Genomic DNA, 24,450 nt, shown 5'->3' with positions numbered 1-24,450 from the left:
ATCCATTACTTGAGCCCACCTTGACCACGCCACCGTAACGCCTGCGCTTTCCTGCTCGCACTCCTCAATGGAGCGGTGTGTTTTTTCGTGTGTCACGTGTGCGGGAGGCGTGTTGCCTCTCCGAGGAAATTCCCTTGAATACTCTTACGCATCTGCGCCAGCAGTGGCTGGGCAATGTGCGCGGCGATGTGCTGTCCGGCACGGTCGTGGCCTTGGCGCTCATCCCCGAGGCCATCGCGTTTTCCATCATCGCGGGTGTCGATCCCAAGGTCGGGCTTTACGCATCGTTTTCCATGGCGGTGGTCATATCGATCGCCGGTGGACGCCCGGCGATGATTTCAGCGGCCACGGGTGCCATGGCGCTCGTGATGGTCACCATGGTCAAGGAGCACGGTCTTCAATACTTGCTGGCCACCACGATCCTGACCGGGCTGCTCCAGATCGTGGCTGGCGCGATGAAACTGGGTTCGCTCATGCGGTTTGTGTCGCGGTCGGTGGTGACCGGGTTCGTCAACGCCCTGGCCATCCTGATTTTCATGGCGCAGTTGCCGGAGCTGATCGGAGTGCCCTGGCTGGTCTACCCCATGACCGCGGCCGGCCTGGCGATCATCTATCTGTTCCCCTACGTGACCAGAGCCGTTCCATCGCCCTTGGTGGCCATTGTGGTGCTGACCGGCGTGGCCATGTTCTTCCACCTCGATATCCATCGGGTCGGCGACATGGGCGCGCTTCCGGACGCTTTGCCAACGTTCCTGTTTCCGGACATTCCGTGGAACCTGGATACCTTGAAGATCATCCTGCCGACGGCGGCGACCCTCACGGTCGTGGGCCTGCTCGAATCGATGATGACCCTTCAGATCGTCAACGACATGACCGACACCCGCAGCGACAAGAATCGGGAATGCATGGGGCAGGGCGTGGCGAACATCGTCACTGGCTTCATCGGTGGCATGGCCGGCTGCGCGATGATCGGGCAGTCGGTGATCAACGTGAAGTCGGGCGGACGGGGGCGGCTGTCCACGATGGTGGCGGGCGTGTTCTTGCTGATCCTCGTGGTTTTCGGGGCGCCGCTCGTGCGCCAGATCCCGATGGCGGCCTTGGTCGCTGTGATGATCATGGTGTCCCTGAGCACCTTCAACTGGCGGTCAATTCAGAGTCTGAAAACCCATCCCACCCCGTCGAGCATCGTGATGCTGGGCACGGTCGTGGTCACCGTCGCCACGCATGACCTGGCCAAGGGTGTGCTCACTGGAGTCATCTTGTCGGCCGTCTTCTTTGCGCGAAAAGTGGGCAAGGCGCTCGATGTCGACAGTTCCGTGCCCCCGGATGGCGACGTGCGGACCTACACCGTCACCGGTCAGGTGTTCTTCGCCTCGGCCGAAGCGTTTGGCGAACTTTTCGATTTCAAAGAGGAGGACATCAGCCGCGTCTGCCTCGATGTCACGGGCGCCCATTTCTGGGACCTGACAGCCGTCAAGGCGCTGGACCGCGTCGTCTTCAAGTTCCGCCAGGAGGGCAAGCAAGTGGAGGTTATCGGGTTGAACGCGGCCAGCGCCGGCCTCGTCGATCGCCTGGGCACCCATCACAAGGAAGGGGCAACCGCCCAGGCCGGGCACTGAAGGCGCTCTCTGGGTCACAACGCTATCGCGACCGCCGATGCGTTACCGAAACGGACGACTTGAGCACGTTGACGGGGTAGGGAGCGGAGTGTCGGCCATCACGGCGCTTGCCGATGGCAGCGTGCTGCTCGCTGGAGGTGAGGGCCTCAAGCGTTTCAAGAGCGGGCGTGTCACGCATCTAGACATGCCAAAGGCGTTATCGGGTGTCGGTGACCGCATCCGTCAGGTTCTCGAAGCAAAAGACGGCACGTTTTGGCTGGTCGTGGCAACGTACGGCCTTTACCGTGTCGATCATGGTCACTGGACACGGGTCGACGGGCATGGGGGCCTTCCTGCCGAGGTGCCGTCGTTCATCCGCCAGCTTCCGAATGGGGCAATGGGCGTTGCCTACGCGGATGCAGGACTGTTTGCGGTGGATGGGGAAAGGGTCTCGCGTCTCCTCCCCCCCCAGTTCAACGGGTCGGTACGCCCATGGACTGGCTTGTGGAAAAGGCCGGCATGTGGGTGGGTGGCAGCCGGGGACTCGTTCATGTGGATGCGCACGGCATACACCCTGTCACCGGGCCGGATGGCAGTTCCTTCCGTTCCGTCAGCGGCATGGTGCGAGACGGGCAGGGCAGGCTCTGGATAAACCACGCGGATGGCATCGATCGAATGGATGCCGGTGAGGCAGTCCGCGCGGGCCGTGTGGAAAAGACAGGTCATTGGGGCCTTGTCGGCATGCGCGAGCGCTCACAGGTCGTCGGTGGCCAGCTATCCCTTGTGTCGCATGCTGAAAATGGAACGGAGGTGACGCTGCGGGTGCCGTCTTCCCGGGCGTTCCTTTGACAGTTCGGGGTGGGGGCATGCCCGCAGGCGTGAGTCCGGCGATGTGCTCTTCATCGCGCGACCCGACTGCATATGCGCTTCCTTCAGGGGCGCCTGCGACGCCACTGGGATGGCGTGCATCCGGAAAACCGCCTGAAGGTGCGGGCAAAGTGCGAGGTGTCCGCAAAGCCACAGGCATCGGCAACTTCATCGAGCGTCTGCCTTCCACCATCGAGCAACTGCTGGGCTTTGCGCACGCGCATGTCGAGCTGCCACTGGTAAGGGGCTAACCCGGTCGACAATTTGAATGCCCGGCTGAAGTGCGCTGGCGACAATCCGGCGATCATGGCCAGCTCCGCGAGGTCGACCCGGTCTGGAAGTCGGGCCCGGATATGCTCCGTGACGCGCCGGACCTGCCAAGGAGCGAGTCCTCCTCTCGGTCGCGCGGCAGGGCGATGCGGGCTCATCAGGCAGGCCACGAGACTCGCCACGAGACCGTCGCCGTAGAGCTGGACGGACGGGTCGCCATTGTCCACAACGTTGCTCAGAAGCTGGAGGATCGTCGCGATGCGGTCATCCGCCATGCGCAAGCGGGGTTGTTGCAACATGCGCCGGTCGAACAACCCCTCGAACCGCTCGTCGAGTGTATCGAGATCGAAGGCAACGGTCGCATCCTTCATGTAGCGGATGTCATCGGAATGACCCCACAAGTCCATGCCGGCCGGCACAAGTGTCATGTGCCTGGGTCGGTACTCGACGGGGCACGGCTTGTTGGCGCTGAGCCTGGGCTCGGCCCTGCTGGTGCCTACTTCTTCGATGAGCGCCGAGAGCCGGGTCTCTTTCTCATAGCACAGGTGATAGGAAACCCGGCCCGCGCTGCGCTGCTCGTGCACGTCAACGCGAGCACCTGCCCAGTGGCGGCTCCGCATCTCCAAGGACACGACATTCTCAGGAAGCGGCTGGAAGCGCTCAACGCGGTTGCTCAATGCGACCTTCACTGGGACCTCTCCGGCGGGCGACGGGCAAGGCGCACGGTGCGCCCTCGGTGCATAGATTATTGAATACGCAACAATCCGCATCCCCATCTGGAGGTATTGATCCGCCTCGCGAGGCGGGTAGGCCAAGCGGCAGCCGAGGTCAGCCCAAGGGGCCGAACTCGCCCCAGATCTGCACCGGGTTGTCCCACGTCACTTGAACACTCTCGACAAGCGGCCGGCTCGCGTCCATGTACTCCTTCCGGTATGCGCGGGTGCCCTGGGTTCTGGCGAAGCTCTCCTTCGTTCCGCGCCAGAGTTCATAGAGGGTCAACTCGAGGGGACGCTCGGGAGTCCGGTGGAGGACAGCAGTGATGAAATCATCCTCCTTGGCGCAGGCATCGAGGATCGCGCGGATGTGGTTGAGCAGTTCATCGACTTTGCCTTCCTTGACGACGTAGTGCAGGTAAAGCGAGGCGCAAGGTGCATGGATCATTGCGAAGTCTCCTGAAGGTCAATGCGGACCACCGTTGAGGAACACTGTCGTTCCCGCAATCTTTCCGTCGATGATCGTGAGGATGTCCTCGCCGGTGATCTTCTTCGGTTGGGCGGCAGGACCGAACGACCAAGGAACGCGGACCGCGCCGTTCTGGATCGTCACCGCACCTGTCACGCGAAACTCGAAGTTCTTGTTGGTCGCCTGCAGCTTCCCAACGAGCGTATTGAGGGCCGCTTTGCCTTCGATGAGACCTTCGGGGTCGTTGAACACCGTTTCGTAGGTGTAGCAGGCGTCGATCGTCTTTGCCCGGCTCGTCGCGTCGCGGTCGTTCAGCATGCCGACGTAGTTCTTGACGAGCTTGTCGACGATGGTGCGATCCAGGGGCTTGCCGGATGCCTTGGGCGCCTTCCAAAGTTGGACTCCTGCCGCACGTTCGCCCGCCTGTCCGTTGGGATAGCTCACCAGCTCCATCTTCGAGCCCCACGGGGTGATGAAATAGACCCACGAGTTACCGGATGCCGGCCCCTGAGTCATGCGGATCGGGTCGGTGAGCACCTTGATGCCCTTGGCACGAAGCGTCGCGACCGCCTTGTCGATGTCGTCGGTGTAAAGCGCGATATGCGAAGAGCCGATGTCGTCATAATGTGGCTGGTCTCTCACCGAGTCCGGTGCGTCGAACTGGAAGAGCTCGATGTTGGCGCCGTCCCCTGCACGCAACATGCGGATGGCCTTGACCTTGGCGTCGGCGTGCATATTGAAGGTCGTCTTGAATGCCGCATCGACCGGAATGTCTTCCATGTCCGTCACGGGAACAAAACCGAACATGTCGCGAAAGAAGCGGGCGGCTTCATTGACGTCCGGAACGTTGATGCCGACATGGTCGACACCGCGCACGTCGATGGCCGGCGCCGGCCCCGTGCTTTCGGGGGTGGCGGCTGTGCTGGTAGGCGTGAAGGCGAGGAGGGCAGCCGCGGCAAGGGCGGTCGGAAGGAGAAGGAGTTTCATAAGGGGTCCAATGAGGTTGGGCAGGCGCGCAGCAGCCGCCTTGAAGCGGGCACCTGTAGCGCCCTGATGCGCCGTGGCCGTCATTGTTGCCGAATCGAATTAGCTCACAAGGAACGATCCTGCGATTTCGGTCGGTTCGTGCTGTGCGCCGTTCGGGCCGATGCCTGCTGGTGGCTAGCGAATATCGATGGCCGGCGTCTACCAGATACGGACGCGCGCCGCAGGCGAAAGATAGAGAGCCGCGCCTGGCTGGACGTCAAATGCCGCGTACCATGCATCCACGTTGCGTACTTCGAAGGCGCGTTGGTGGCCTGGAGCATGAACGTTCTGCAGCTGTGCCCGCAGCCTCGAATCGTTGAACTTCGCCCGTCTGGCCTGGGCGTATGCGATGAAGAACCGTTGGTCACCAGCGAGTCCGTCGACGATGGGAAGGTCATGTCCGCCGAGAGCCTTCCGATACGCATCAAAGGCGATATTCAAGCCGCCAAGGTCTGCGGTGTTTTCCGTAATCGTCCGCTTGCCGTCCAGACGCACGCCTGGTGCTATTTCGTAGCCGTTGTATTGTGCAACGAGCTGGTCCGTTCGGCCTACGAATGCCCGGCGTACCTCGTCGGGCCACCAAGGGTTGCGCAGACCATTTTCATCGCGGGTACTGCCACCCGGGTCGAATTGATGCGTAAGCTCGTGACCGATGGTCGCGCCGATGCGTCCATAAAGGTCCGCCGCATCATAAGCCGGATCGAAGATGGGTTTTTGCAGGTATGCAGCGGGGAAAAACAGTGCCAGACGGCTGGTGTCGGAACATGCGTTGACCGTCGAGGGGTAGAGGCATGTCCATTCGTGCCTGTCGAGCGGCTTATCGAGATGGGTCAGCTTGTCATCCCACGTCCAACGGTTCGCCCTCTCCACATTGTCGAAAAGGTTGCTGTTGCTGAACGTCAACCCGCTGTAGTCGTGCCAGGTTGAGGGATATCCCACTTCGATAATGACGTTCTTCAGCTTTGCAAGCGCCCGGCTTCGTGTCGCTTCATCCATCCAGGTGACGTTCTGGAGTCGATGAGCGAAAGCCTCCTTGATCGCAGCTGCAAGTGCCTCCATGCGGGCCTTGCTGGAGGGGGAAAAGAAGCGCGCCGCGTAGATCGCTTCCACGTCGTCCGGGATAAAGTCCTGGACCAGCTTCACTGCGCGTTCCGCGCGGGATTTCTCTGCACCCGCGCCTAGCAGGACTGCATCGTGGAACTCGAAATGCGCTCTGGAGAGATCGGTGGAGAGGTAGGGGGCATACGCGTCCAGGAATCGAATCAGGAGGTACGCGCGCAATGTCTCGACCGGCGCCTCGACAAACGCTTTCGCCCGCACCGACATCACGTTGGGCTCATCGATACGCATACGGCGCCCCTCCGGCCAACCGAATGCGTGGATGACCCGGGCCCACGGGATGCCCGGCATCCGGCGGGTCAGGTCGGCAACGCTAACCTCGTCGTAAATGACCTCGTCACTTTCGGGCGGCTTTGGCGATGCCAGTCGGGTCTCAAATGCCAGGACGTCCTTTGCGACGCGGTGGGCGTCGTGGATACCGGCCGCGAACAGGAGCTTCTCGGCGTACGCGGCGTACGCTTCGGCAGCCTGTGAACCACCGGGTGTGTCCGCGAGGTAGTAACCGCGTTCCCCCATCCCTAGCCCGTCGCTCCACCAGTAGAGGGTCGAGTATCCGACGCGATGGTCGTCGTCACTGGGGCCGCCAGAGAACAGCGTGTGCACACCAAGCCGAGCATAACGGGCCATTGCTTCGGCAATGTCATCCCGCGTGGCGAGGCCGGAAATGTCGTTGAGAGCGGGTTTCGCGGGGGAGATGCCCAGCCGATTTACCTCGCTCTCGTTCATGAAAGAACGAAACAAGGTGCCTGCACGCGAGGTCGGCTTCTCTGCTTCTTCGGCGAGAATAGCGTTCATGCGTTCGCGGGCCATCTTGCGAGCGCTATTATCGCCGTACACCACCCCGCTGTCGGGCGGAATGACGGCGGTCTTCTGCCAGCCCCCATTGGCATACAAGTAGAAGTCGTCACCGGGACGGATGGAGCGGTCCATGCCTGTGACATCGACGGCGTTGGCTGTCATTGCAGGAACGGCCGAGAAAGCCAACGCCGCGACTAGGGTCTTGATGATCGGTGCTTGCATTGATGGTGGTGATCTTCATGGCACTCGCTTTCCCACAAAGCTAGCAAACGGCGTCAGCTCGAGGTTGTCTGTTCCTGAGCGGTGTGTCTGATCCTGCGCCATTTGTTCTCGGCCCGATCCGCTCGATGTCACGGACGCCCATTTCTGGGACCTTACAGCCGTCAACGCGCTGGACCGCGTCGCGTTCAAGTTCCGCCAGGAGGGCAAGCAAGTCGAGGTGATCGGATTGAACGCGGCCAGCGCCGGCCTCGTCGATCGCCTGGTCACCCATCACAAGGAAGGGGCAACCGTCCCGACGGGGCACTGATCCGCGGGGCAAGTCCAACGCTAAGGCGACGGCGCGATCACCTCGCCATCTTCCTTCACGAACGGCGACTGAAGCGGCGGGGTGATCTCCAGCACGATCTCCGACGGACGGCACAGCCGCGTCCCGCGCTCGGTCACGACAAACGGCCGGTTGATCAGGATGGGGTGGGCAAGCATCGCGTCCAGGATCTGGTCATCGGTCACCCCCGGATCGCCCAAGCCCAGTTCGGCAAACGGCGTGCCCTTTTCACGGGCTGCCTGGCGTGGGGTCAAGCCGGCATCGGCTATCAGCCGGACCAATGTCGTCCGGTCGGGCGGGGTGACGAGATATTCGATCACCCGGGGCTCGATGCCGACGTGGCGCAGCAGTGCCAGGGTGTTGCGCGAGGTGCCGCAAGCCGGGTTGTGGTAGATCGTCGCGTTCATGGTCAGGCCTGTGTCGAAGAGAGGGAAGCGGCGCCGGAGGCGGCAGCCAGGGCAAGGGCTTCCGCCGCACCCTTACGTTCGCTGTAGCGGTCCACAAGGTAATCGGCCCGCCCGCGCACCAGGTAGGTGAACTTCATCAGTTCCTCCATGACGTCCACCACCCGATCGTAGAACGGGGAGGGTTTCATCCGGCCGGCCGCATCGAACTCCTGCCAGGCCTTCGCGACGCTCGACTGGTTCGGGATGGTCACCATGCGCATCCAGCGGCCGAGCACCCGGAGGGTGTTGACCACGTTGAAGGACTGGGATCCCCCGGAAACCTGCAGCACCGCCAGCGTGCGGCCCTGGGTCGGGCGGACTCCGCCCTCTTCGAGAGGTAGCCAGTCGATCTGGTTCTTGAACACGCCGGTGATCGTCCCATGCCGTTCAGGGCTGACCCAGACCTGGCCCTCCGACCATAGCGACAGCGCACGGAGTTCCTGCACCTTCGGGTGGTCCGCCGGGACGCTGTCGAGCATGGGCAGGGTAGCCGGGTCGAACACTCGGGTCTCGGCGCCCAGGTGCTGGAGGATGCGCTCAGCTTCCAGCGCCAGTTTGCGGCTGAAGGACTGGGGCCGCAGCGAACCATAGAGCAGGAGGATCCGCGGCGGGTGTCCGGCATCGCCTGCGCCTACCAGATCGGCATGGAGCGGGGCAGGCAGGTCGTGGGTGAGGTGAGGCAAGGAGGGCGCGGCCATGAAGCCTCCGGTTGTGTCATTTCGATAACTCTAGCACTATGGAGATCAACTTTCGAAACCGCTAGCGCCGCCTCCATGCTCTTAGCGTTACTGATCTTCCTCGTCACCCTGGTCTTCGTCATCTGGCAGCCCCGAGGCTTGGGCATTGGCTGGAGCGCGATGGCCGGCGCCGCCGTGGCGCTGTGCGCCGGCGTCATCCATTGGGCGGACATCCCCGTGGTCTGGCACATCGTCTGGAACGCCACGGCCACTTTCATCGCGGTCATCGTCATCAGCCTGCTCCTGGACGAAGCGGGGTTCTTCGAATGGGCCGCGCTCCACGTCGCCCGCTGGGGCGGCGGGCGAGGGCGGGTGCTGTTCGCCCTCCTGGTGCTCCTGGGCGCCGCGGTCTCGGCGGTGTTCGCCAACGACGGGGCGGCCCTGATCCTCACACCGATCGTCATGGCCATGTTGGTGGCCCTGGGCTTTTCGCCCGGCGCCACCCTGGCCTTTGTGATGGCGGCGGGGTTCATTGCCGACACCGCCAGCCTGCCGCTGGTGGTTTCCAATCTGGTCAACATCGTGTCGGCGGACTTCTTCCGTATCGGGTTTGGCCGCTATGCGGCAGTGATGGTTCCGGTGGCCCTGGTGTCGGTCGCGTCTTCCCTCGCGGTGCTGCTCGCCTACTTCCGCCGGGCCGTTCCGGTGACGTACCCGTTGGATCGCTTGAAGGCGCCGGCGGAAGCGATCCGCGACCGGCCAACCTTCCTCGCCGGCTGGTGGGTACTGGCTGCTCTGCTTGTCGGCTTCTTCGGGCTGGAACCGTTGGGGGTGCCGGTCAGCGCGGTTGCCGCAGTTGCGGCCGTGGCGCTGCTGATCGTGGCCGCGCGGGGCCACCGGATTCCGACGATGAAGGTGCTGCGCGGGGCGCCGTGGCAGATCGTGCTCTTTTCCCTGGGCATGTATCTGGTGGTCTACGGGCTGCGCAATGCCGGATTGACGGGCTACCTGGCGAGCCTGTTCGACCGCTTCGCCGCCCACGGTGTCTGGGGTGCGGCACTGGGCACCGGATTCACCACGGCCGTGCTGTCCTCCGTCATGAACAACATGCCCACAGTTCTGGTGGGGGCCCTTTCGATCGACGCCAGCCATGCCACGGGCGCGGTCGAGGAGGCCATGATCTACGCCAACATCATCGGCTGCGACCTGGGGCCGAAGCTCACCCCCATCGGCTCGCTGGCGACACTGCTTTGGCTCCACGTGCTTGCGCGAAAGGGCGTGCGGATCTCGTGGGGCTACTACTTCAAGGTCGGGGTCACACTGACGTTGCCCGTGCTGCTGATCACCCTGGCCGCCCTGGCCGTGCGGGTGGCGTGGTGAGCCGGGCTGTGGGGGCAGGTTTGATAACCTGCGCCGGTATGACGCCCTCCATGACAACCCCCGATGCGCTCAAGGCTCTGGCCGCCCTTGCCCAGGAAAGCCGGCTGGCCATCTATCGTTTGCTGGTCGAGCATGCCCCGGACGGCTTGGCGGTCGGTGCTATTGGCGAGGCCCTGGGCCTGCCCAGCGCCACCTTGTCGTTCCATCTGAAGGAACTGGCCCATGCGGGGCTGGTCACAAGCCGCCAGGCGGGCCGCTACATCTATTACACCCCGATGCTGGATACGGTGACCCACCTGGTGAATTTTCTCACTGAGAACTGCTGCGTGGCCTCGGGCGGACCGTGTGAAGCGGGGCCGTCGAGACGCTGATCGCCATCGCGCGGGCTCCCTGTTCCGCGGATTTTGAAAGTGAAGTTCAACTTTCCGGCCTGTTCGTTTAGGGTGGACCGATTACCTGTACCCCGAACGGAATCCCATGCTGTCTACATTGATCTGGCGACCCCTCCAGCGGCTCATCGACTTCATGTCGGGCTCCGCCACCGGTGGATTGGTCCTCATGGGCACCGCCGCCCTTGCCATGGTCGTGGCGAACTCGCCGTTGGCCGGTGCCTACGAACACGCGCTCCACGTGGAACTGGGGCCGCTTTCGGTGCTCCATTGGATCAACGACGGGCTGATGGCGGTGTTCTTCCTGCTCGTCGGCCTGGAGATCAAGCGGGAGTTCGTCGATGGCGAATTGTCCAGTCCTCGGTTGCGCATCCTTCCTGGTTTGGGGGCGCTGGGCGGGATGGTTGTCCCGGCGGTGATCTACCTCGCCTTCAACGGGGCGCATCCAGAATCGCGAAACGGATGGGCAATTCCGTCGGCGACCGACATTGCGTTCGCGTTGGGCGTGGCGGCGCTCCTGGGGTCCCGGGTGCCGACATCGCTGAAAGCCTTCCTCGCCGCACTGGCCATCATCGACGACCTCGGCGCGGTGGTGATCATCGCCTTGTTCTACACCCCGGATCTTCAACTGGGATATCTGCTGGCATCGCTGGGCGTGATCGTGCTGATGGCGGGGTTGAACCGGGCAGGGGTCCGGAAGTTGAGCCCCTATCTGGTGGCGGGTGCGGTGTTGTGGGGTCTGGTCCACGCCTCCGGTGTCCATGCCACGCTGGCCGGGGTCGCCACGGCCCTGTGTATTCCCTTGCGTGACGAGCATGGTCGGCCACCCTCCGACGGCGATTGCTCGCACTCGCCCTTGCTGCAACTCGAGCACGCATTGCACCGTCTGGTGCCGGTGCTTGTGCTGCCTCTTTTTGGCTTCGCCAACGCAGGTATTTCGTTCGCCGGGTTGGGCGCGGAGCAGTGGCTTGCGCCCACGACGCTGGGCGTCGGCCTCGGTCTGGCCGCGGGCAAGGTTCTGGGCGTGTTCGGCGCCGCGTGGCTCGCGATCAAAGCCGGTTGGGCCGAACTGCCCCCGCAGGCCAGCCATGGTCAACTGTTTGCCACGGCCTGGCTGTGTGGCATCGGCTTCACCATGTCGCTCTTCATCGGCATGTTGGCGTTCCCGAATCATCCGGAACTGCAGGATGAAGCGAAGCTGGGCATCCTGGCCGGTTCGCTGCTGGCCGGGACGATCGGCGCGGTGATATTCGCCGTCGTGCCCAGGCGTTCTTCCTAGCCAGGGCCTTGTTTCTTCGCATCGCCACGAATCATGAGCGCTACGCCGGATAGCGCCAGCCCGGCTGCAAACAGCTTCGCGCACGATAGGCGTTCCCCGAGCAGTGCAGCCGAGAGCAGCAGCGCGACCACGGGCGAGGCATAGTTGAAGGTGTTGGCGATCGTCGGAGAGACATCCGCGTTCACGGCGAGAAACACGGCATAGCCCACCAGCGTGCTGCCGACGACGAGAAAGCCCAATGCCCAGCAGGCTGCGGTGGGCAGGTGTGTCAGATCCGTCAGGCCTGACTCCCCTGTCGACGCGGCGACGATCACGAGCACCGCGGCGGCAGCGGTCAATTGCACCGTCAGTGCCACCACCGGATCGGCGGGCAGACGCAGCCGCCGCGCCCACAGCGACCCTCCGGCCCAGAAGGCGGAGGCGAGAAGCGTCAGTGCGGCACCCATTGGTTTGAAGCCACCCGCTCCCGAGGTGAACCAGGCCATGAGCACGAGGCCTGCGAAGCCCAGCCCGATGCCGCAGGTTTGTCGCCATCCGATCGGTTCGCGCAAGGCGATCCATGCGAACAGCGCGAGGAACAGGGGTGCCGCCGATCCGAAAACCGACGCGACGCCCGCCGGCAGCATGTGCGTGCCGAGTATGGCCGCTGTCTGGCTACCGACCAGCATCACCACGCCCAGTCCCGCGGCATTGACGCATTCCCGGACACGGAACGGGTGTGCACGCAGGCGCAACAGTCCCAAAGGCAGGATCACGAGGGCGGCGATGGCAAAACGCAACGTGGCGAGAAGCAGGGGATGGATCGCGTCACCCCCAATCTTGAAGGCGACAAAGTTGGCGCCGTTGTAGAACCACTGGTAGCCGACCGCGAGAACGACCAGGGCCCGGTTTTGTGCCCAGCCATTGCGAGTGCTTGGATTGCCGCGCTGGCCGTCGATGAGTTCTGCACGCGAACTTTCAGATCTGGTCTGCATGAAGGCTCTTGTTACGAAGCCATGTGCGGATCGCCTCGACCAGTTCCGCCTTGCGTTCCAGTGGTAGCCAGTGCGCTCCGGGCAAGTCGGTTATGGTGAGGTCTTTGCACGCCGCGCGCATCGGCTCGCCATAGCAATTGCCATCGATGGTGTTCATCTGATCGAACCGTCCATTGACGAAGAGCGCTGGGATGCGGAGGTTTCCTCCATCCGGCGCCCGGCGTGCGTAGGCGATATTCGCTTCATCGTTCAGATACCACGCGCAGGGTGCCCGAAAGCCTCTTTCCGAAAACCGCTGCACCAGCACGTTGAAGTCTTCCGCAGGCCAGAGCGCCGGATCGGGTGGGGTGGGCGGTGCGCGATGCGCGTCGCCGAAACGCCCGCCCCTGCGGGTAACCGAGGCATTCGAGGCGGGCTTGGCGGTGTTGGCAGGGTCGCCACGTCGATAGATCGAAGCCAGCGACGCCGCTATATCCGCATCCAGATCCGAGACCGCCGCATCGAAGTGCGTGTTGTAGTAGCGGTAATAGTCCCACTGCCCATCCGGGTACCGATCGGCCGGGTAAATCCTCCGGTCCACCAGGGGCACGAGTGTCGCCAGCGCGTTGGCGTCCGGAAAATACGGAACCGAGACCATCACCGCACCACGAACGCGAGCTGGCTCGTGGGCTGCCAGTAAGCCGACAATGACACTCCCCCAGTCATGCCCGATCCAGACCGCAGGCTGCCCACCTAGATGGTCATGCAGCTCCAACATATCGGCGACGACCTGCTCATTGGTGTATGCGTCCGTGGTATCCGGGGCAGACGAGCCGCCGTAGCCGCGCATGTCGGGAGCAATGCAGTGCCAGCCGTCGTCAGCGAATGCCAGCATCTGCGCCCGCCAGACCAGGCTCAGTTCCGGCCAGCCGTGCAAAAGCATCATGAGCGGCCCGTCGGTAGGACCGCATTCGAGATAGTGCGTGGTGTGGCGTGGGGTGCGGAAGGTCTTCGCTTGAAGCTGCGGTTCGTGCATGGATGCCTGCCTTTCTTCGAACGCGATCACCGCATCCTAGGGGCACCGATTGACCTTGGTTAGGCCCCTAATCGTGTATAAGGCTTGAAGCTGAACTTACAGGTACAGGCATTGAGACAGAGAGACTCATTGGACGGCCTGGACGTTTTCATTGCCGTCGCGGAAGCGGGGAGTTTTTCCGAAGCGGGAAGAAGACTGGGCATCTCGGCGTCGGCAGTCAGCCAGGCGGTAAAGAGCCTGGAGGTGCGCCTCGGAACGTCACTGTTCCGCCGTTCCACGCGCAGTCTGAGCCTCACGGACGTAGGCTCGGATTATCTGCGAGCGGTCGCTCCCGCCTTGTCCCAGCTACGCCGCGCCTCGGAAGAAGCCTCGGGTCGAAGCGGCCGACCCGCCGGACCGTTGCGGCTCACCATGCCTCGTGCACCCTTCGAGTTGGTCGTGGCGCCGAAGCTGGCGGCCTTTCGCGAGGCCTATCCCGCAGTGGAGCTCGAAATCGCGGTCGAGGCACGCATGGTCGACATCGTGAAAGAGGGCTACGACGCCGGCCTGCGCTACGGCAACCATCTCGATCAGGACATGGTGGCTGTGCCGGTATCGCCGGCATCGGAAGCGATTCTCGTAGGGTCCCCCACCTATCTCGAGCACCACGCGATGCCTAAGGTTCCGGACGACCTCTTGAAGCATCACGCGATGGTCTGCCGCAGCCAGGAAACGGGCGTCATCATTCCATGGACCCTGTATCGCGGTGGCAAGGCCGTGAAGGTCACGCCGCCATTCGTCACGGTTGTGCACGACCTTGCGTCGCAGATCGCGCTTGCGGTGAGAGGGATGGGCGTCGCCTTTCCGCCGGTCGCACTGGTGTCGGATCTATTGGACTCAGGCAAGCTGGTGCGAGTGTTGCCTGCCTGGTCGGGTAGGTTGGATACGACCTATTTATACTTTCCGAGTCGTCGACATCGGTCACCGGCGCTGCGTGCGTTTATCGAATTTATGAGGCAGTGAGTTCAGTCTTTAGGCTTGGCGCACTCATTTCCGGTCGCGCATGTGTGCAAAATTAACTGCGATGCCGGTTAGCACGGTAGAAAGGCCAACGACGCATATCGAGGCACCGAGGAACACGAATCCGAATAGGGCGATCGGGAAGCCGATAGAACCAATCGCCACGCCGATAGCGGCGATCCGCACGCCAGTGTATTGTGAATCGTGCAGGATGTTGGCCCAGTTGATCTCTTTCATTTTCAATCGAATGCAAGCCCAAACTCGGTCGACTGGGGCGCATTTTGTGGCGCCCCCTGTTTCGTCAGCACCGAAAGCCCCTTTCGTCGGGTTGTTGGCGGGCGCACGCCACCCACACCATGACGGGTCGCGCATGCAGCCGGTGTCGCCAAGGCCAAGGCGATCTATCCCTGTGAGCGATAACGAATGGACGTAAGCATATGTAGACGCCCCAACCGTCAGGCCTATCGGGTCGCTCTGGACATTGCGACCGGCGGCGGACTCGTAGTCTCCTCAAGACTGGACCCGTGGCGCAATTGCTTCGCCATCGCCATGGCCGCGTCGGCATGCAGGATGCATGGAGCGTGTTAGTCCATGATCGTCCCCTCGACCACCGCCAGTTGCTCGTGTAGTGCAACAAGCGTGGCTCCGTAGCTGGGAGTGATCATCAAGACTTGATGACTCTGGTCGGAGACAATGGCGCGCAAAGGCGCAAGGTAACGTTCGCGGTCCTCGCCATGGTTGAGCAAGACGAGGATGTCCTCCGAGATGTCGTCACTGCTCAAGATCGCACAATCAAGGATGATGTTGCCCTCCGCGAAACCGTTGACACTAAAGCGCTTCACGCCCGAAAGAATCAAGGTGACGGGCACCTTCTTATCGGTTCGCGCAAATACTCTGATCTCTGCACCTCTGGAAAGAAATCCATCCAGAAATCCGTCGTGAAGCGTAGGTCGCAAATCAGCGGATCGGCTCATGGCGTTTTGTTCACCTCATCCTGTGTACGGGACGGGCAGGCCCGCGATTGGGGTGGCCTGGAGCGGACCTATCGGACGGACGATCCCGATCGTGGGCATGAGGGTCTCCCGCGCAATTGTGGTCGTGTCCGTAGTCAATGTCGGTTTGTGGGTAGCCATCATCCCCGTATGTGCGCCCCTGTTTTGGCGACCCATCAGGGTAAGTTGTCCAACTGGTGTCGCCGGGCGTGCCTTTGATCGGATTGCTGGACGATGCCTCTTGTCCATGGGAGCCCATGATTCCATCTGCCACCCAACCGAGTCCATAGCCGATTCTCGCACCTATGGCTGCGCCGCCGTAAGCCTCGGCTGGAACGAGAGGGCCATTTTGGTGTCGGTCGGGTGATAAACGTACCAGCCGTTCGTTGAATAGGGCGCGCCGTAATACAACTGGGCTGAGCTATCGGCCGTCGCGCTGGCAGCAAAGAGTGAGGTACGCTGCGGTAATCTCCTCGCGTAGCTGCATTGGCTTCGTGCGCGGCACTTTCGGATGTCATCGGACCAGTGGCACTTGCAGAGGTCGCTGGTTGGCCTTGGCCATGGCGCACTCGGCGGCGCAGGTACAGACCGACTGCGCTTCGAACACGGTGGGATCGACCGACACCGACGCCATCGTCTCTGGATAGGACGCCACGGCGGTGGGCGAACAGGCGTCGGCCTATGGCAACAGCTCGCTCGCGACGGGCGGCCGGGCGAAGGGTGTAGCGGCAGTGCCATGTGACGATGGGCACCGCGGTACCGCCTGCGAGGGGCGGGCGTTCCTACGAAGCCCTTCCGGCCCGTTCCCTGGCCCCGCCCGCCCCGCACATCTCCCCCAACAAGTCCGGCCTCAGGATGTGGATGACCTTCCGCGACACCCGCAACACCCCGAGGTCCTCCATCCGCGTGAACAGCCTGCTCACGGTTTCGACCACCACGCCCAGGTAGTTGGCGATGTCATAGCGCGACATCGGCAGAATGAGGTGGGTGGTGTCGCGGGCCAGGCGTCCGTAGCGTTCGCTCAGGCTCCGCAGGAAAATGGCCAGGCGCTCCTGCGCCTGTTGGCGGCCCATCGTCACCACGTGTGATTGCTCGGCCACCATTTCGCGGCTGACGATGCGCAGCAACTGCCGTTGCAGGCCCGGAATCTGCGCCGTGAGTTCTTCCAGGCGGGAATAGGGCAGTTCGCAGATGCTGCTGCGTTCGAGTACTTCGGCACTGCTCTGGTGCGCATCGTGGGCCAGGGCATCCACGCCGACGATTTCGCCGGGCAGATGGAAGCCGAGCACCTGTTGGGCGCCGTCGGCGTCCTGCACCACGGTTTTCAGTGTGCCGGAGCGCACGACATACAGCGCGTGGAACGGGTCGCCCTGGCGGAACAGCATCCCGCCGCTTTCCAGCGTGCGCTTGTCGCGCACGCTGGAATCCAGACGCTCCAGCTCGGCCTGGTCGATGCCCGCCGGCAGGCACAGTTCGAGCAGGCCGCAGGCGCGGCAGCTGCGGCGGAGCTGACTCAGGTCGATCGGAGCGGAGGCCTGGGTCATGGCTCAGAACCGGTAGCCGGCGCTGAAGCCGTAGACCATCGGGTCGATATGGGCGTTGCCCACCTTCGTGCCACCCACTTTCACGTCGGTGCGGATGCGGATCCAGCGCACGTCGGCGGTGAGCAGCCAGCGGTCGTTGAGCTTGAAGTCCACGCCGGCGCGTGCGGCCACGCCCCAGCTGTCGTCCAGCTTCACGTGGGCGCCGTCGAGGATGCCCTTGCCCTTGCTGTCGTAGAAGTGGGTGTAGTTGATGCCCAGGCCGAGGAACGGCGACACCTGCGACGTGGGCACGAAGTGGTAGTTCACGCCGACGGTGGGCGGCAGCTGCTTGGTCGTCGCGGCCTTCGAACCGTTCAGGCGCACTTCGTGGCGGAAAGGCACCGCGCCCAGCACGTCGATGCCCCAGTTCGGGGTGAGCAGGTATTCGAGGTCGATGCTCGGGCGGGTGCTGCTGTCGACCTTGGCCTTCATGCCGGCAAGATGACCCGGGTTGCTGTCCGGATGCACGGTGGCGGCACCGAAGCGCAGCACCCATTGGTCGTCGCCGTTGAGGTTCTCGGCGGCGAGCGCGGGAAGGGTGGTAAGCACGGCGGCGCCGAGTGCGAGCCAGGGGAGCAGGGGTTTCATTGTTATGTCCTTGGTGTGGAATGCAGGCGCATTCTGGAAGGCACGGTCCGCGGCCAATTGATCTGGATCAGTTCCGCGGCTCCGTTGCGCCGTCTGCGACGTCCTGCCGCAGCGCGGTGCGCCGGGGTGTGCGGCGATCTTGATCAAGGTCAAGTAGCCCGGGCGTCCCCCAGCCGACACTTGCACCCACGTTGCGCCGCCCCAGGGGCGAGGGCATCGAAGCGCGCCGCAGGCCGGCGCGTGTCATTCCACCTAGGGACGTCACGCCATGCATGACATCACCGTCGTCGATCTGTCGCGGCTTCAATTTGCGGCCACGGCGCTTTATCACTTCCTCTTTGTACCGCTCACGCTCGGCATGACCTTCATGCTGGCGGCGATGGAAACCGTCTACGTGGTCACCGGCAAGGTGATCTACAAGCAGATCACCCAGTTCTGGGGCAAGCTGTTCCTCATCAACTTTGCACTCGGTGTGGCCACCGGCCTCACCATGGAATTCCAGTTCGGTACGAACTGGTCGTTCTACTCAAGTTTCGTCGGAGATATTTTCGGCGCGCCATTGGCTATCGAAGGCCTCATGGCGTTCTTTCTCGAATCGACCTTTGTCGGCCTGATGGTGTTCGGCTGGCATCGGCTCAAGCCCGGCCAGCATCTGGCGGTGACCTACCTGGTGGCGCTGGGCTCGAACCTCTCGGCTCTGTGGATCCTGGTGGCCAACGCCTTCATGCAGGACCCGGTGGGTGCCCACTTCAACCCCACCACCATGCGCATGGAACTGAACGACTTCGCTGCGCTGATCTTCAGCTCGGATGCGCAGGCCAAGTTCGTGCACACCTCCATCGCCGGCTACGTCACCGCGGCGATCTTCGTGGCCGGCGTCAGCGCCTGGTACATGCTGAAGAACCGGCACATGGAACTGGCACGCCGCTCGTTCCGCATGTCGGTGCTGTTCGGTGTGCTGTCCACCGCCGGTGTGATCACGCTGGGCGACGCGCTCGGCTTTGTCGGTGCCGAAGCGCAGCCGACCAAGCTGGCCGCGATGGAAGGCCTGTGGAAGACCGAAAGCGCGCCCATGCCGTTCAACCTCATGGCATTCCCGTCGCAGGAGAACCAGACCAACTACGGGGAGGTGAAGGTTCCCTATGTGCTGTCGATCCTGGTCACGCATTCGCTGACGGGCACGGTGCCCGGCGTGGATGTGCTGGAGCAGCGCGCGGAGGAGCGCATCCGCGGCGGTATCCCGGCGGTGTCGTCGCTGAAGATGTTGTCGGCCGACCCGAAGGATCCGGTGGCCATGAACCAGTTCACTACCCACCAGAAGGATCTGGGCTACGGCTTCCTGGTGAAGCGCTACGCGGACGATGTGACCACGGCCACCGACGAGCAGATCGCCCAGGCCGCCAAGGACTCGATCCCGCACGTGGCCACCATGTTCTGGTCGTTCCGCGTGATGGTGTTGCTGGGTCTGGGCATGCTGGCCTTCTTCGTCCTCGGCCTGATCTACACCCTGCGCAACACGGTGCAGTACAAGCGCACCTTCCTGAAGTTCGCGGTGTGGATGATCCCGGCGCCGTTCCTCGCCTGCGAGGCCGGCTGGCTGGTTGCCGAGATCGGTCGCCAACCCTGGACGGTGTACGGCCTTCTGCCGACCTGGATGTCCGCTTCCACGCATAGCGTGGGCTACATGGTCTTCTCGCTGATCGGCTTCGTGGCGGTCTACACGGTGTTCATCGTCATCGAGATGTACCTGATGGTGCGCGCGATCCGCAAAGGCCCCGACGACGGCAACGGCGCTGCCGAACTGGACGTCGGCGACCTTTCCTTGCCCGCTTCCCGCAAGACTTTGGCAGAGGCTTAATCATGGATATCTACGCAAGCCTGCAAGTGGTCTGGTGGCTGCTGCTCGGCGTACTGCTGATCGGCCTGGCCGTGATGGTCGGCATGGACATGGGCGTGGGGGCCATCCTCCGCTACATCGGCCGTACCGATCTGGAGCGCCGCGTGGCGCTGAATGTCATCGGCCCGCACTGGGACGGTAACCAGGTGTGGTTCATTCTCGGAGGCGGCGCGATCTTCGCCGCCTTCCCGCTGATCTACGCCACCGCGTTCTCCGGCTTCTACGTGGTGATGCTGTTGCTGCTCTGGACGATGATCATTCGCCCGGTCGGCTTCGAATACCGTAGCAAGATGCCGTCGGCAGGGTGGCGCAGCGCGTGGGACTGGGCGCTGTTCGTCAGCGGCTTCGTGCCGATGGTGGTGTTCGGCGCGGCCATCGGTAACCTGTTCCAGGGCGTGCCTTTCCACTTCGACTGGACGCTCACGTCGTTCTACACCGGCAGTTTCCTTGCCTTGCTCAACCCGTTCGCCATCCTGTGCGGCGTGCTATCGGCCTGCATGTCGGCGGCGATGGGCGGCGTGACGGTCATGGGCGGTGCCGAAGGCGCCATTGCGGAGCGCAGCCGGAAGGTGGCCCGCTTGGGATGGGCGCTGGCGATCGTGCTGTTCGCCGTCGGCGGCTTCTGGGTGGCGCACATGCAGGGCTATGTGCTGAATCAGTTCCCGGGTGCCGGTGTGGCGCAGACGCCTCTGCAGCAGGTGGTGACGCGTGCCGACGGTGCCTGGCTCAGCAATTTCCATGCGCACAACGTGCTGTGGCTGCTGCCGGCGGCCGGCTTCCTCGGCATGCTGGGCAGCCTGTTCAGCGCCAGCAGCGAGCGTCCGTTGCTCGCCTGGTGGATGGGCGCGGTGGCCTGGATCGGCGTGATCGGTACGGTGGGATGCGCGCTGTTCCCGTTCCTGCTGCCCTCGGTGAGCAACCCGTCGCAGAGCCTCACCTTGTGGAATTCCGGCTCGAGCCAGTTGACGCTGGCCTGGATGCTCGGTTTCACCCTGGTCTTCGTGCCGCTGGTGGTCTGGTACACCAGCTGGGCTTTCTATGTGATGCGCGGCAAGGTCGATCCCGACCAGGTCGCCACTGACGAACACGCCTACTGAGCGGAGGCTTGACGATGAAAACCTTCATACAGTTCTCGATCTTCATGTTGATCGCCGGTCTGGCGATCGTGCTGGCGATCATTCTCGGCGACCGTGGCGCGTGGTACTTCGCCTGGCTGGTCGGCACGGTGATGATCGTGCTGATCGCCGCGGTGGGTGGTGCCTTGCTCGACGCACAGGACGAGCGCGCCGCCGCACTGGCCCTCGAGCGGAAAGATGGCAAGCACTGAACACGGTGCCGCCGCGGACTGGCTGCGCCAACAGGCGCAGCCAGTCCGCCGTCTGCTGCGCAACGCCATCTCGTACGGCGCGGCGCAGTCGCTCCTTGTATGCGCCATCGCGTGGCTGGTGTCGCATGTTCTGGCGCAGGCGATCTTCGCGCATGCGGGGCTGGCCGACCTGCGCTGGTCGATCCTGGGCGTCGTTGCGCTGGTCTTGCTGCGTGCCGTGTTGCTCTATCGCCAGCGCGCGTGCAGCGATGCTGCCGGCAGGGCGGTGACGCAGAACGTGCAACGCAGTCTGCGGGAGCGCCTGCGTCAGCTGGGGCCGCGGTGGTCTACGGGACAGTCCGCGGGCGATCTGGTTACCCGGCTGGTCGATGGCGTGGACACGCTGGCTCCGTACTACGCCGGCTATCTCCCGCAGGCGGCGCTGGCCGGCCTGATCCCGACCGTGGTGCTGCTGGCGGTGGGCCTGCGCGAGCCCTGGTCGGCGTTGGTGTTGCTGTTGTGCGCGCCGTTGCTGCCGGTGTTCCTGATCCTGGCCGGACGCGCTGCCGCCGAGGCCAGCACACGCCGCTGGCTGCGCCTGCGCCGCCTGGGCGCACGCTTCATGGACGCGGTGTCGGGCTTGAGCACCCTGCGGCTCTATCGTGCCGCCGAGCGCGAACATGAGCGTGTGCTGGCGGCCGGCGAAGGGTATCGGAAGGACACCATGGCGGTGCTGCGGGTGGCCTTTCTTTCCGCGCTGGTGATGGAATTCTTTGCCACGTGCAGCATTGCCATCGTGGCGGTGATGGTGGGCTTTCGGCTGATGTCCGGCCACCTGGGTTTTGCCGAAGGCATGTTCGCGCTGTTGCTCGCGCCGGAGTTCTTCCTGCCTCTGCGCGCCATGGGCACGCAGCGGCACGCGCGGATGGAGGCCGTGGCGGCCGCCGAGGGCCTGGTCGATATTCTGGCGGCGCCGGTCGCGGCGCCCCTGGCCGCAACGCCTGTCGCCACGCCGAAAGCGGCGGCTCCCAACCTCGTGCTGCGCGGTGTGCATGCCAGCCAGGGCGACAGTGGCGAGGTGTTGCGCGGTATCGACCTGACGGTGCCGGCGGGGAGCCGTCTGACCCTGGTCGGGCCGAGCGGCGGTGGCAAATCCAGCCTGCTTGCCGCGGTGATGGGTCTGCTGCCGTTGGAAAGCGGCGATATCGAGATCGACGGCCATGCCCTGCAGGCTGCCGACTTGCCGGTGTGGCGCGCACAGATCGCCTGGCTGCCGCAGCGCCCGCATGTGTTCAACGGCAGCCTGCGCGACAACCTGCTGCTGGCCCGCCCGGACGCGGACGAGGTGAGCATCGCGCGCGTGTTGCGCATGGCGTCTCTCGACCACGTGGTGGCGAAGCTCCCGCAAGGTCTGGATACGCCGTTGGGAGAACGTGGCCTCGGCTTGTCCGGCGGCGAGCTGCAACGGCTGGCGATCGCGCGTATGTGCCTGCGCGATGCATCGGTGTTGTTGTGGGACGAACCTACCCAGCATCTGGATGCCGCCACGGCGGCGCAGATCGAGCAGCAACTGGATCAGTTCGCCCGGGGACGCACCGTGCTGCGGGTGGCACATCGCGTACGGGATCTGGGGCCACAGGAAGTCGTGGCCGTGCTGGTCGGAGGAACGATCGTGGAGCAGGGCACGGTGGCGCAGCTGCGTCGGCCGGGCACCGCCTTCGCTGCACTGCTGCAAGAGGATCTGCGCGCATGAACTGGCAGCGTCGTCTGTTCGAACTGATGCAGCCGCAGCGTGGGCGCATGCTCGCCGCGCTCGGTCTGAGTCTGCTGGCAAGCACGGCGGGTATCGGCCTGATGGCGGTGTCCGGGCACTTCATCGCCAGCATGGCCCTGGTGGGCGCGGGTGCCGCGGCCATCAATTACTACACCCCGGCGGCCCTGGTGCGCCTGTTCGCGATCCTGCGCACGGGCGGCCGTTATGCAGAACGCCTCTGCGGCCACGATGCCACGCTGTCCATTCTTGCGCGTCTACGCGGCTGGTTGTTCGGCCGGTTGATCCCGCTGGCTCCGGCGGCGCTGGCGGAGCAGCGGGGCGCACAACTCCTGTCGCGCCTGCGGGCCGATATCGACACGCTGGAACAGTCGTACCTGGGCCTGTGGCTGCCCAGCGCTGTGGCGGCTTGCAGCGCCCTGGTCGTGCTCGTCGTTGCCGCTTGCTGGTCGGGCTGGTTTGCGTTGCTTCTGATGCCGTTGCTGCTGTTTGCCGGCGCCTGGCTGCCGTGGCGGTTGCAGGCCAGCCATGCTGACGATGCGGCGCAGATCGACCGCGATGCCGAAGCCTTGCGCGCGGCTTGGGCCGATGCTTTGGCGGGCCGTGCGGAACTGACGATGTGGGGCGCGGAAGACGCGTTCGATGCAAGGATGGAGCAACTGACCGCGCAGCGTGAAGCGGCTCGCGCGCGTACGCAACGTGGGCTGGCTCGCGCCGACGCCATGCTGGCGGCGTGCAGCGGCATCGCCTTGAGCGTCGCCCTCCTGATCGGCGTGCTCGCGATGCAACAGCGCCATCTCGACGGTCCGGGCCTTGCGTTGCTGGCGATGCTCGCCATGGCCGCCTTCGAACCGCTGCTGCCATTGCCGCTGGCATGGTCGCGGCTCGCCGCGATCAAGGCGGCTGCGCAGCGGGTGTTCGAGCTGGCAGACCGCGCGCCGGTAGTGCTCGATCCGGCGACGCCGGTGGCTATGCCACAAGCCACCGATCTGCACTTGCGCGAGGTATGGATGCGCCATGCGCAGCATGGCGAATGGGCGCTGCGGGGGCTCAACCTGGACCTGACGGCCGGCACGCACCTGGCCCTGGTCGGTGCATCGGGCGCGGGCAAGAGCAGCCTCGCGCAGCTGTTGGGGCGCCTGTATCCCTATCAGGGCAGCGTGACGCTGGGCGGCACGGCCCTGGATCAACTGGGTGCCGACGACGTGCGGGCGCGACTCGCCATCGTCGAGCAGGCGCCTTACCTGTTCGATGCGAGTCTGCGCGACAACCTGCGCATCGCGGCGCCGGATGCGGACGACGCCACGTTGCTGCGGGTGCTTGCTGTCGCGCAACTGGACGAATTCCTGCGCGAGCTGCCGAATGGCCTGGACACCTGGGTCGGTGCGAACGGCGTGAACCTCTCGGGCGGCGAAGCGCGCCGGCTGGCGATCGCCCGGGCGTTGCTGGTCGATGCGCCGGTGCTGGTGCTGGACGAGCCTAGCGAAGGCCTCGATGCGCTTACCACCGCCGCGCTGTACAAGTCGCTGGCGGTGGAAACACGGGGCCGCAGCGTGCTGTTGATCACCCATCGTCTCGGCGGTATCGCGGCACTGGTGGACGAAGTGGCGGTGATCGAGCAGGGGCGTATCGTGGCGCGCCGGACGGTGGAAGGTTTTGCGGCGCAAACGACGGACAGCCTGCGCGATGCCGGATGATGCGCGCCAATTGACCGGCATCAAGAACCACGCGCGGCGCGCAGGCGATA

The 24,450-nt window shown here is 64.1% G+C and carries 23 protein-coding genes and 1 pseudogene; 12 read left to right on the top strand and 12 right to left on the bottom strand.

Features of this window, described 5'->3' with window-relative positions; translation table 11 throughout:
- The first annotated feature begins 134 nt into the window (after positions 1-134).
- Both HBF26_RS13305 and HBF26_RS13300 read left to right on the top strand, forming a co-directional pair.
- Positions 135-1,619 (top strand): SulP family inorganic anion transporter, encoded by a 1,485-nt coding sequence (locus tag HBF26_RS13305; protein WP_167127361.1) that lies wholly within the window; start codon positions 135-137, stop codon positions 1,617-1,619.
- Between the two features lie 471 nt (positions 1,620-2,090).
- The gene (locus tag HBF26_RS13300; protein WP_167127264.1) at positions 2,091-2,447 is read left to right on the top strand and encodes an ATP-binding protein; all 357 of its coding nucleotides are present in this window, start codon (positions 2,091-2,093) and stop codon (positions 2,445-2,447) included.
- A gap of 83 nt (positions 2,448-2,530) precedes the next feature.
- Here the strand turns inward: HBF26_RS13300 and HBF26_RS19890 are convergent, their stop codons facing one another.
- The 4 genes from HBF26_RS19890 to HBF26_RS13280 form a co-directional block, all read right to left on the bottom strand.
- On the bottom strand, positions 2,531-3,424 hold the full coding sequence (locus HBF26_RS19890) for a helix-turn-helix domain-containing protein (protein WP_205287644.1): 894 nt from the start codon (positions 3,422-3,424) through the stop codon (positions 2,531-2,533).
- 139 nt (positions 3,425-3,563) lie between these two features.
- On the bottom strand, positions 3,564-3,896 hold the full coding sequence (locus HBF26_RS13290) for a putative quinol monooxygenase (protein WP_167127261.1): 333 nt from the start codon (positions 3,894-3,896) through the stop codon (positions 3,564-3,566).
- A gap of 18 nt (positions 3,897-3,914) precedes the next feature.
- On the bottom strand, positions 3,915-4,904 hold the full coding sequence (locus tag HBF26_RS13285; protein ID WP_167127259.1) for a VOC family protein: 990 nt from the start codon (positions 4,902-4,904) through the stop codon (positions 3,915-3,917).
- Between the two features lie 198 nt (positions 4,905-5,102).
- Positions 5,103-7,082: a M13 family metallopeptidase gene (locus tag HBF26_RS13280; RefSeq protein ID WP_167127256.1), complete on the bottom strand. Its 1,980-nt coding sequence runs from the start codon at positions 7,080-7,082 to the stop codon at positions 5,103-5,105.
- A gap of 121 nt (positions 7,083-7,203) precedes the next feature.
- On the opposite strand from HBF26_RS13280, the pseudogene HBF26_RS19600 reads away from it, so the two are divergent.
- Positions 7,204-7,389: pseudogene (locus HBF26_RS19600) on the top strand (sodium-independent anion transporter); the annotation flags it as partial.
- Between the two features lie 20 nt (positions 7,390-7,409).
- Here HBF26_RS19600 and arsC read toward each other — a convergent pair.
- Both arsC and arsH read right to left on the bottom strand, forming a co-directional pair.
- A complete protein-coding gene (gene arsC, locus HBF26_RS13275) occupies positions 7,410-7,814 on the bottom strand; it encodes an arsenate reductase (glutaredoxin) (protein WP_167127253.1) in 405 nt (134 codons plus the stop codon).
- Positions 7,815-7,816: 2 nt separating this feature from the next.
- Positions 7,817-8,551, bottom strand: coding sequence for an arsenical resistance protein ArsH (gene arsH / locus HBF26_RS13270; protein ID WP_167127250.1), 735 nt, complete (start codon positions 8,549-8,551; stop codon positions 7,817-7,819).
- 75 nt (positions 8,552-8,626) lie between these two features.
- On the opposite strand from arsH, the gene HBF26_RS13265 reads away from it, so the two are divergent.
- From HBF26_RS13265 to nhaA, 3 genes are all read left to right on the top strand, one after another.
- The gene (locus tag HBF26_RS13265; RefSeq protein WP_167127247.1) at positions 8,627-9,910 is read left to right on the top strand and encodes an arsenic transporter; all 1,284 of its coding nucleotides are present in this window, start codon (positions 8,627-8,629) and stop codon (positions 9,908-9,910) included.
- Between the two features lie 50 nt (positions 9,911-9,960).
- Entirely contained in the window at positions 9,961-10,281 is a 321-nt protein-coding gene (locus HBF26_RS13260) for an ArsR/SmtB family transcription factor (protein ID WP_167127244.1), read from the top strand.
- 106 nt (positions 10,282-10,387) lie between these two features.
- Positions 10,388-11,578, top strand: a complete 1,191-nt coding sequence (gene nhaA / locus HBF26_RS13255) for a Na+/H+ antiporter NhaA (RefSeq protein ID WP_167127241.1) — start codon at positions 10,388-10,390, stop codon at positions 11,576-11,578.
- Here nhaA and HBF26_RS13250 read toward each other — a convergent pair.
- Positions 11,575-12,552 carry a DMT family transporter gene (locus HBF26_RS13250; protein ID WP_167127238.1) on the bottom strand — a complete coding sequence of 326 codons (978 nt, stop codon included), beginning with the start codon at positions 12,550-12,552 and terminating at the stop codon, positions 11,575-11,577. The genes nhaA and HBF26_RS13250 overlap by 4 nt on opposite strands.
- Positions 12,536-13,567 carry an alpha/beta fold hydrolase gene (locus HBF26_RS13245; protein WP_167127235.1) on the bottom strand — a complete coding sequence of 344 codons (1,032 nt, stop codon included), beginning with the start codon at positions 13,565-13,567 and terminating at the stop codon, positions 12,536-12,538. Before HBF26_RS13245 ends, HBF26_RS13250 begins: the two co-directional genes overlap by 17 nt.
- An 84-nt stretch (positions 13,568-13,651) precedes the next feature.
- Between HBF26_RS13245 and HBF26_RS13240 the strand changes: the two genes are divergently transcribed.
- The gene (locus HBF26_RS13240) at positions 13,652-14,569 is read left to right on the top strand and encodes a LysR family transcriptional regulator (protein WP_167127233.1); all 918 of its coding nucleotides are present in this window, start codon (positions 13,652-13,654) and stop codon (positions 14,567-14,569) included.
- A 24-nt stretch (positions 14,570-14,593) separates the two neighbouring features.
- Here HBF26_RS13240 and HBF26_RS13235 read toward each other — a convergent pair whose 3' ends face one another.
- The 4 genes from HBF26_RS13235 to HBF26_RS13220 all read right to left on the bottom strand — a co-directional run bounded on the left by HBF26_RS13235 (position 14,594) and on the right by HBF26_RS13220 (position 17,729).
- Entirely contained in the window at positions 14,594-14,803 is a 210-nt protein-coding gene (locus HBF26_RS13235) for a hypothetical protein (protein ID WP_167127230.1), read from the bottom strand.
- Positions 14,804-15,150: 347 nt separating this feature from the next.
- Positions 15,151-15,540: a hypothetical protein gene (locus tag HBF26_RS13230; RefSeq protein ID WP_167127227.1), complete on the bottom strand. Its 390-nt coding sequence runs from the start codon at positions 15,538-15,540 to the stop codon at positions 15,151-15,153.
- 800 nt (positions 15,541-16,340) lie between these two features.
- The gene (locus HBF26_RS13225) at positions 16,341-17,102 is read right to left on the bottom strand and encodes a cyclic nucleotide-binding domain-containing protein (RefSeq protein ID WP_167127224.1); all 762 of its coding nucleotides are present in this window, start codon (positions 17,100-17,102) and stop codon (positions 16,341-16,343) included.
- A gap of 3 nt (positions 17,103-17,105) precedes the next feature.
- The gene (locus tag HBF26_RS13220) at positions 17,106-17,729 is read right to left on the bottom strand and encodes an OmpW/AlkL family protein (RefSeq protein ID WP_167127221.1); all 624 of its coding nucleotides are present in this window, start codon (positions 17,727-17,729) and stop codon (positions 17,106-17,108) included.
- 268 nt (positions 17,730-17,997) lie between these two features.
- Between HBF26_RS13220 and HBF26_RS13215 the strand changes: the two genes are divergently transcribed.
- The 5 genes from HBF26_RS13215 to cydC are packed head-to-tail and all read left to right on the top strand — an operon-like array spanning position 17,998 to position 24,400.
- The gene (locus HBF26_RS13215; protein ID WP_167127218.1) at positions 17,998-19,587 is read left to right on the top strand and encodes a cytochrome ubiquinol oxidase subunit I; all 1,590 of its coding nucleotides are present in this window, start codon (positions 17,998-18,000) and stop codon (positions 19,585-19,587) included.
- 2 nt (positions 19,588-19,589) lie between these two features.
- Positions 19,590-20,723 (top strand): cytochrome d ubiquinol oxidase subunit II, encoded by a 1,134-nt coding sequence (cydB, locus tag HBF26_RS13210; RefSeq protein WP_167127215.1) that lies wholly within the window; start codon positions 19,590-19,592, stop codon positions 20,721-20,723.
- A 14-nt stretch (positions 20,724-20,737) separates the two neighbouring features.
- Positions 20,738-20,953 carry a hypothetical protein gene (locus tag HBF26_RS13205; protein WP_167127212.1) on the top strand — a complete coding sequence of 72 codons (216 nt, stop codon included), beginning with the start codon at positions 20,738-20,740 and terminating at the stop codon, positions 20,951-20,953.
- The gene (gene cydD / locus HBF26_RS13200) at positions 20,940-22,685 is read left to right on the top strand and encodes a thiol reductant ABC exporter subunit CydD (RefSeq protein ID WP_167127209.1); all 1,746 of its coding nucleotides are present in this window, start codon (positions 20,940-20,942) and stop codon (positions 22,683-22,685) included. The genes HBF26_RS13205 and cydD overlap by 14 nt, the downstream gene beginning before the upstream one ends.
- The gene (gene cydC, locus HBF26_RS13195) at positions 22,682-24,400 is read left to right on the top strand and encodes a thiol reductant ABC exporter subunit CydC (protein ID WP_167127206.1); all 1,719 of its coding nucleotides are present in this window, start codon (positions 22,682-22,684) and stop codon (positions 24,398-24,400) included. The genes cydD and cydC overlap by 4 nt, the downstream gene beginning before the upstream one ends.
- Positions 24,401-24,450 lie beyond the last annotated feature (50 nt).

Origin of the sequence: Luteibacter jiangsuensis, from assembly GCF_011742555.1 — a bacterium.
GTDB classification, from domain to species: Bacteria; Pseudomonadota; Gammaproteobacteria; order Xanthomonadales; family Rhodanobacteraceae; genus Luteibacter; species Luteibacter jiangsuensis.
The sequence above is the reverse complement of the archived record's forward strand: the minus strand, read 5'-3'. Positions and strand labels throughout refer to the sequence as shown.

What these genes read in the sequence shown, in the direction of transcription:
- HBF26_RS13300 (WP_167127264.1), top strand. Translation starts at nt 2,091, where the DNA reads ATGGACTGGCTTGTGGAAAAGGCCGGCATGTGGGTGGGTGGCAGCCGG.
- HBF26_RS13290 (WP_167127261.1), bottom strand. Translation starts at nt 3,896, where the DNA reads ATGATCCATGCACCTTGCGCCTCGCTTTACCTGCACTACGTCGTCAAG.
- HBF26_RS13285 (WP_167127259.1), bottom strand. Translation starts at nt 4,904, where the DNA reads ATGAAACTCCTTCTCCTTCCGACCGCCCTTGCCGCGGCTGCCCTCCTC.
- HBF26_RS13280 (WP_167127256.1), bottom strand. Translation starts at nt 7,082, where the DNA reads ATGCAAGCACCGATCATCAAGACCCTAGTCGCGGCGTTGGCTTTCTCG.
- arsC (WP_167127253.1), bottom strand. Translation starts at nt 7,814, where the DNA reads ATGAACGCGACGATCTACCACAACCCGGCTTGCGGCACCTCGCGCAAC.
- arsH (WP_167127250.1), bottom strand. Translation starts at nt 8,551, where the DNA reads ATGGCCGCGCCCTCCTTGCCTCACCTCACCCACGACCTGCCTGCCCCG.
- HBF26_RS13265 (WP_167127247.1), top strand. Translation starts at nt 8,627, where the DNA reads ATGCTCTTAGCGTTACTGATCTTCCTCGTCACCCTGGTCTTCGTCATC.
- HBF26_RS13260 (WP_167127244.1), top strand. Translation starts at nt 9,961, where the DNA reads ATGACAACCCCCGATGCGCTCAAGGCTCTGGCCGCCCTTGCCCAGGAA.
- nhaA (WP_167127241.1), top strand. Translation starts at nt 10,388, where the DNA reads ATGCTGTCTACATTGATCTGGCGACCCCTCCAGCGGCTCATCGACTTC.
- HBF26_RS13250 (WP_167127238.1), bottom strand. Translation starts at nt 12,552, where the DNA reads ATGCAGACCAGATCTGAAAGTTCGCGTGCAGAACTCATCGACGGCCAG.
- HBF26_RS13245 (WP_167127235.1), bottom strand. Translation starts at nt 13,567, where the DNA reads ATGCACGAACCGCAGCTTCAAGCGAAGACCTTCCGCACCCCACGCCAC.
- HBF26_RS13235 (WP_167127230.1), bottom strand. Translation starts at nt 14,803, where the DNA reads ATGAAAGAGATCAACTGGGCCAACATCCTGCACGATTCACAATACACT.
- HBF26_RS13230 (WP_167127227.1), bottom strand. Translation starts at nt 15,540, where the DNA reads ATGAGCCGATCCGCTGATTTGCGACCTACGCTTCACGACGGATTTCTG.
- HBF26_RS13225 (WP_167127224.1), bottom strand. Translation starts at nt 17,102, where the DNA reads ATGACCCAGGCCTCCGCTCCGATCGACCTGAGTCAGCTCCGCCGCAGC.
- HBF26_RS13220 (WP_167127221.1), bottom strand. Translation starts at nt 17,729, where the DNA reads ATGAAACCCCTGCTCCCCTGGCTCGCACTCGGCGCCGCCGTGCTTACC.
- HBF26_RS13215 (WP_167127218.1), top strand. Translation starts at nt 17,998, where the DNA reads ATGCATGACATCACCGTCGTCGATCTGTCGCGGCTTCAATTTGCGGCC.
- cydB (WP_167127215.1), top strand. Translation starts at nt 19,590, where the DNA reads ATGGATATCTACGCAAGCCTGCAAGTGGTCTGGTGGCTGCTGCTCGGC.
- HBF26_RS13205 (WP_167127212.1), top strand. Translation starts at nt 20,738, where the DNA reads ATGAAAACCTTCATACAGTTCTCGATCTTCATGTTGATCGCCGGTCTG.
- cydD (WP_167127209.1), top strand. Translation starts at nt 20,940, where the DNA reads ATGGCAAGCACTGAACACGGTGCCGCCGCGGACTGGCTGCGCCAACAG.
- cydC (WP_167127206.1), top strand. Translation starts at nt 22,682, where the DNA reads ATGAACTGGCAGCGTCGTCTGTTCGAACTGATGCAGCCGCAGCGTGGG.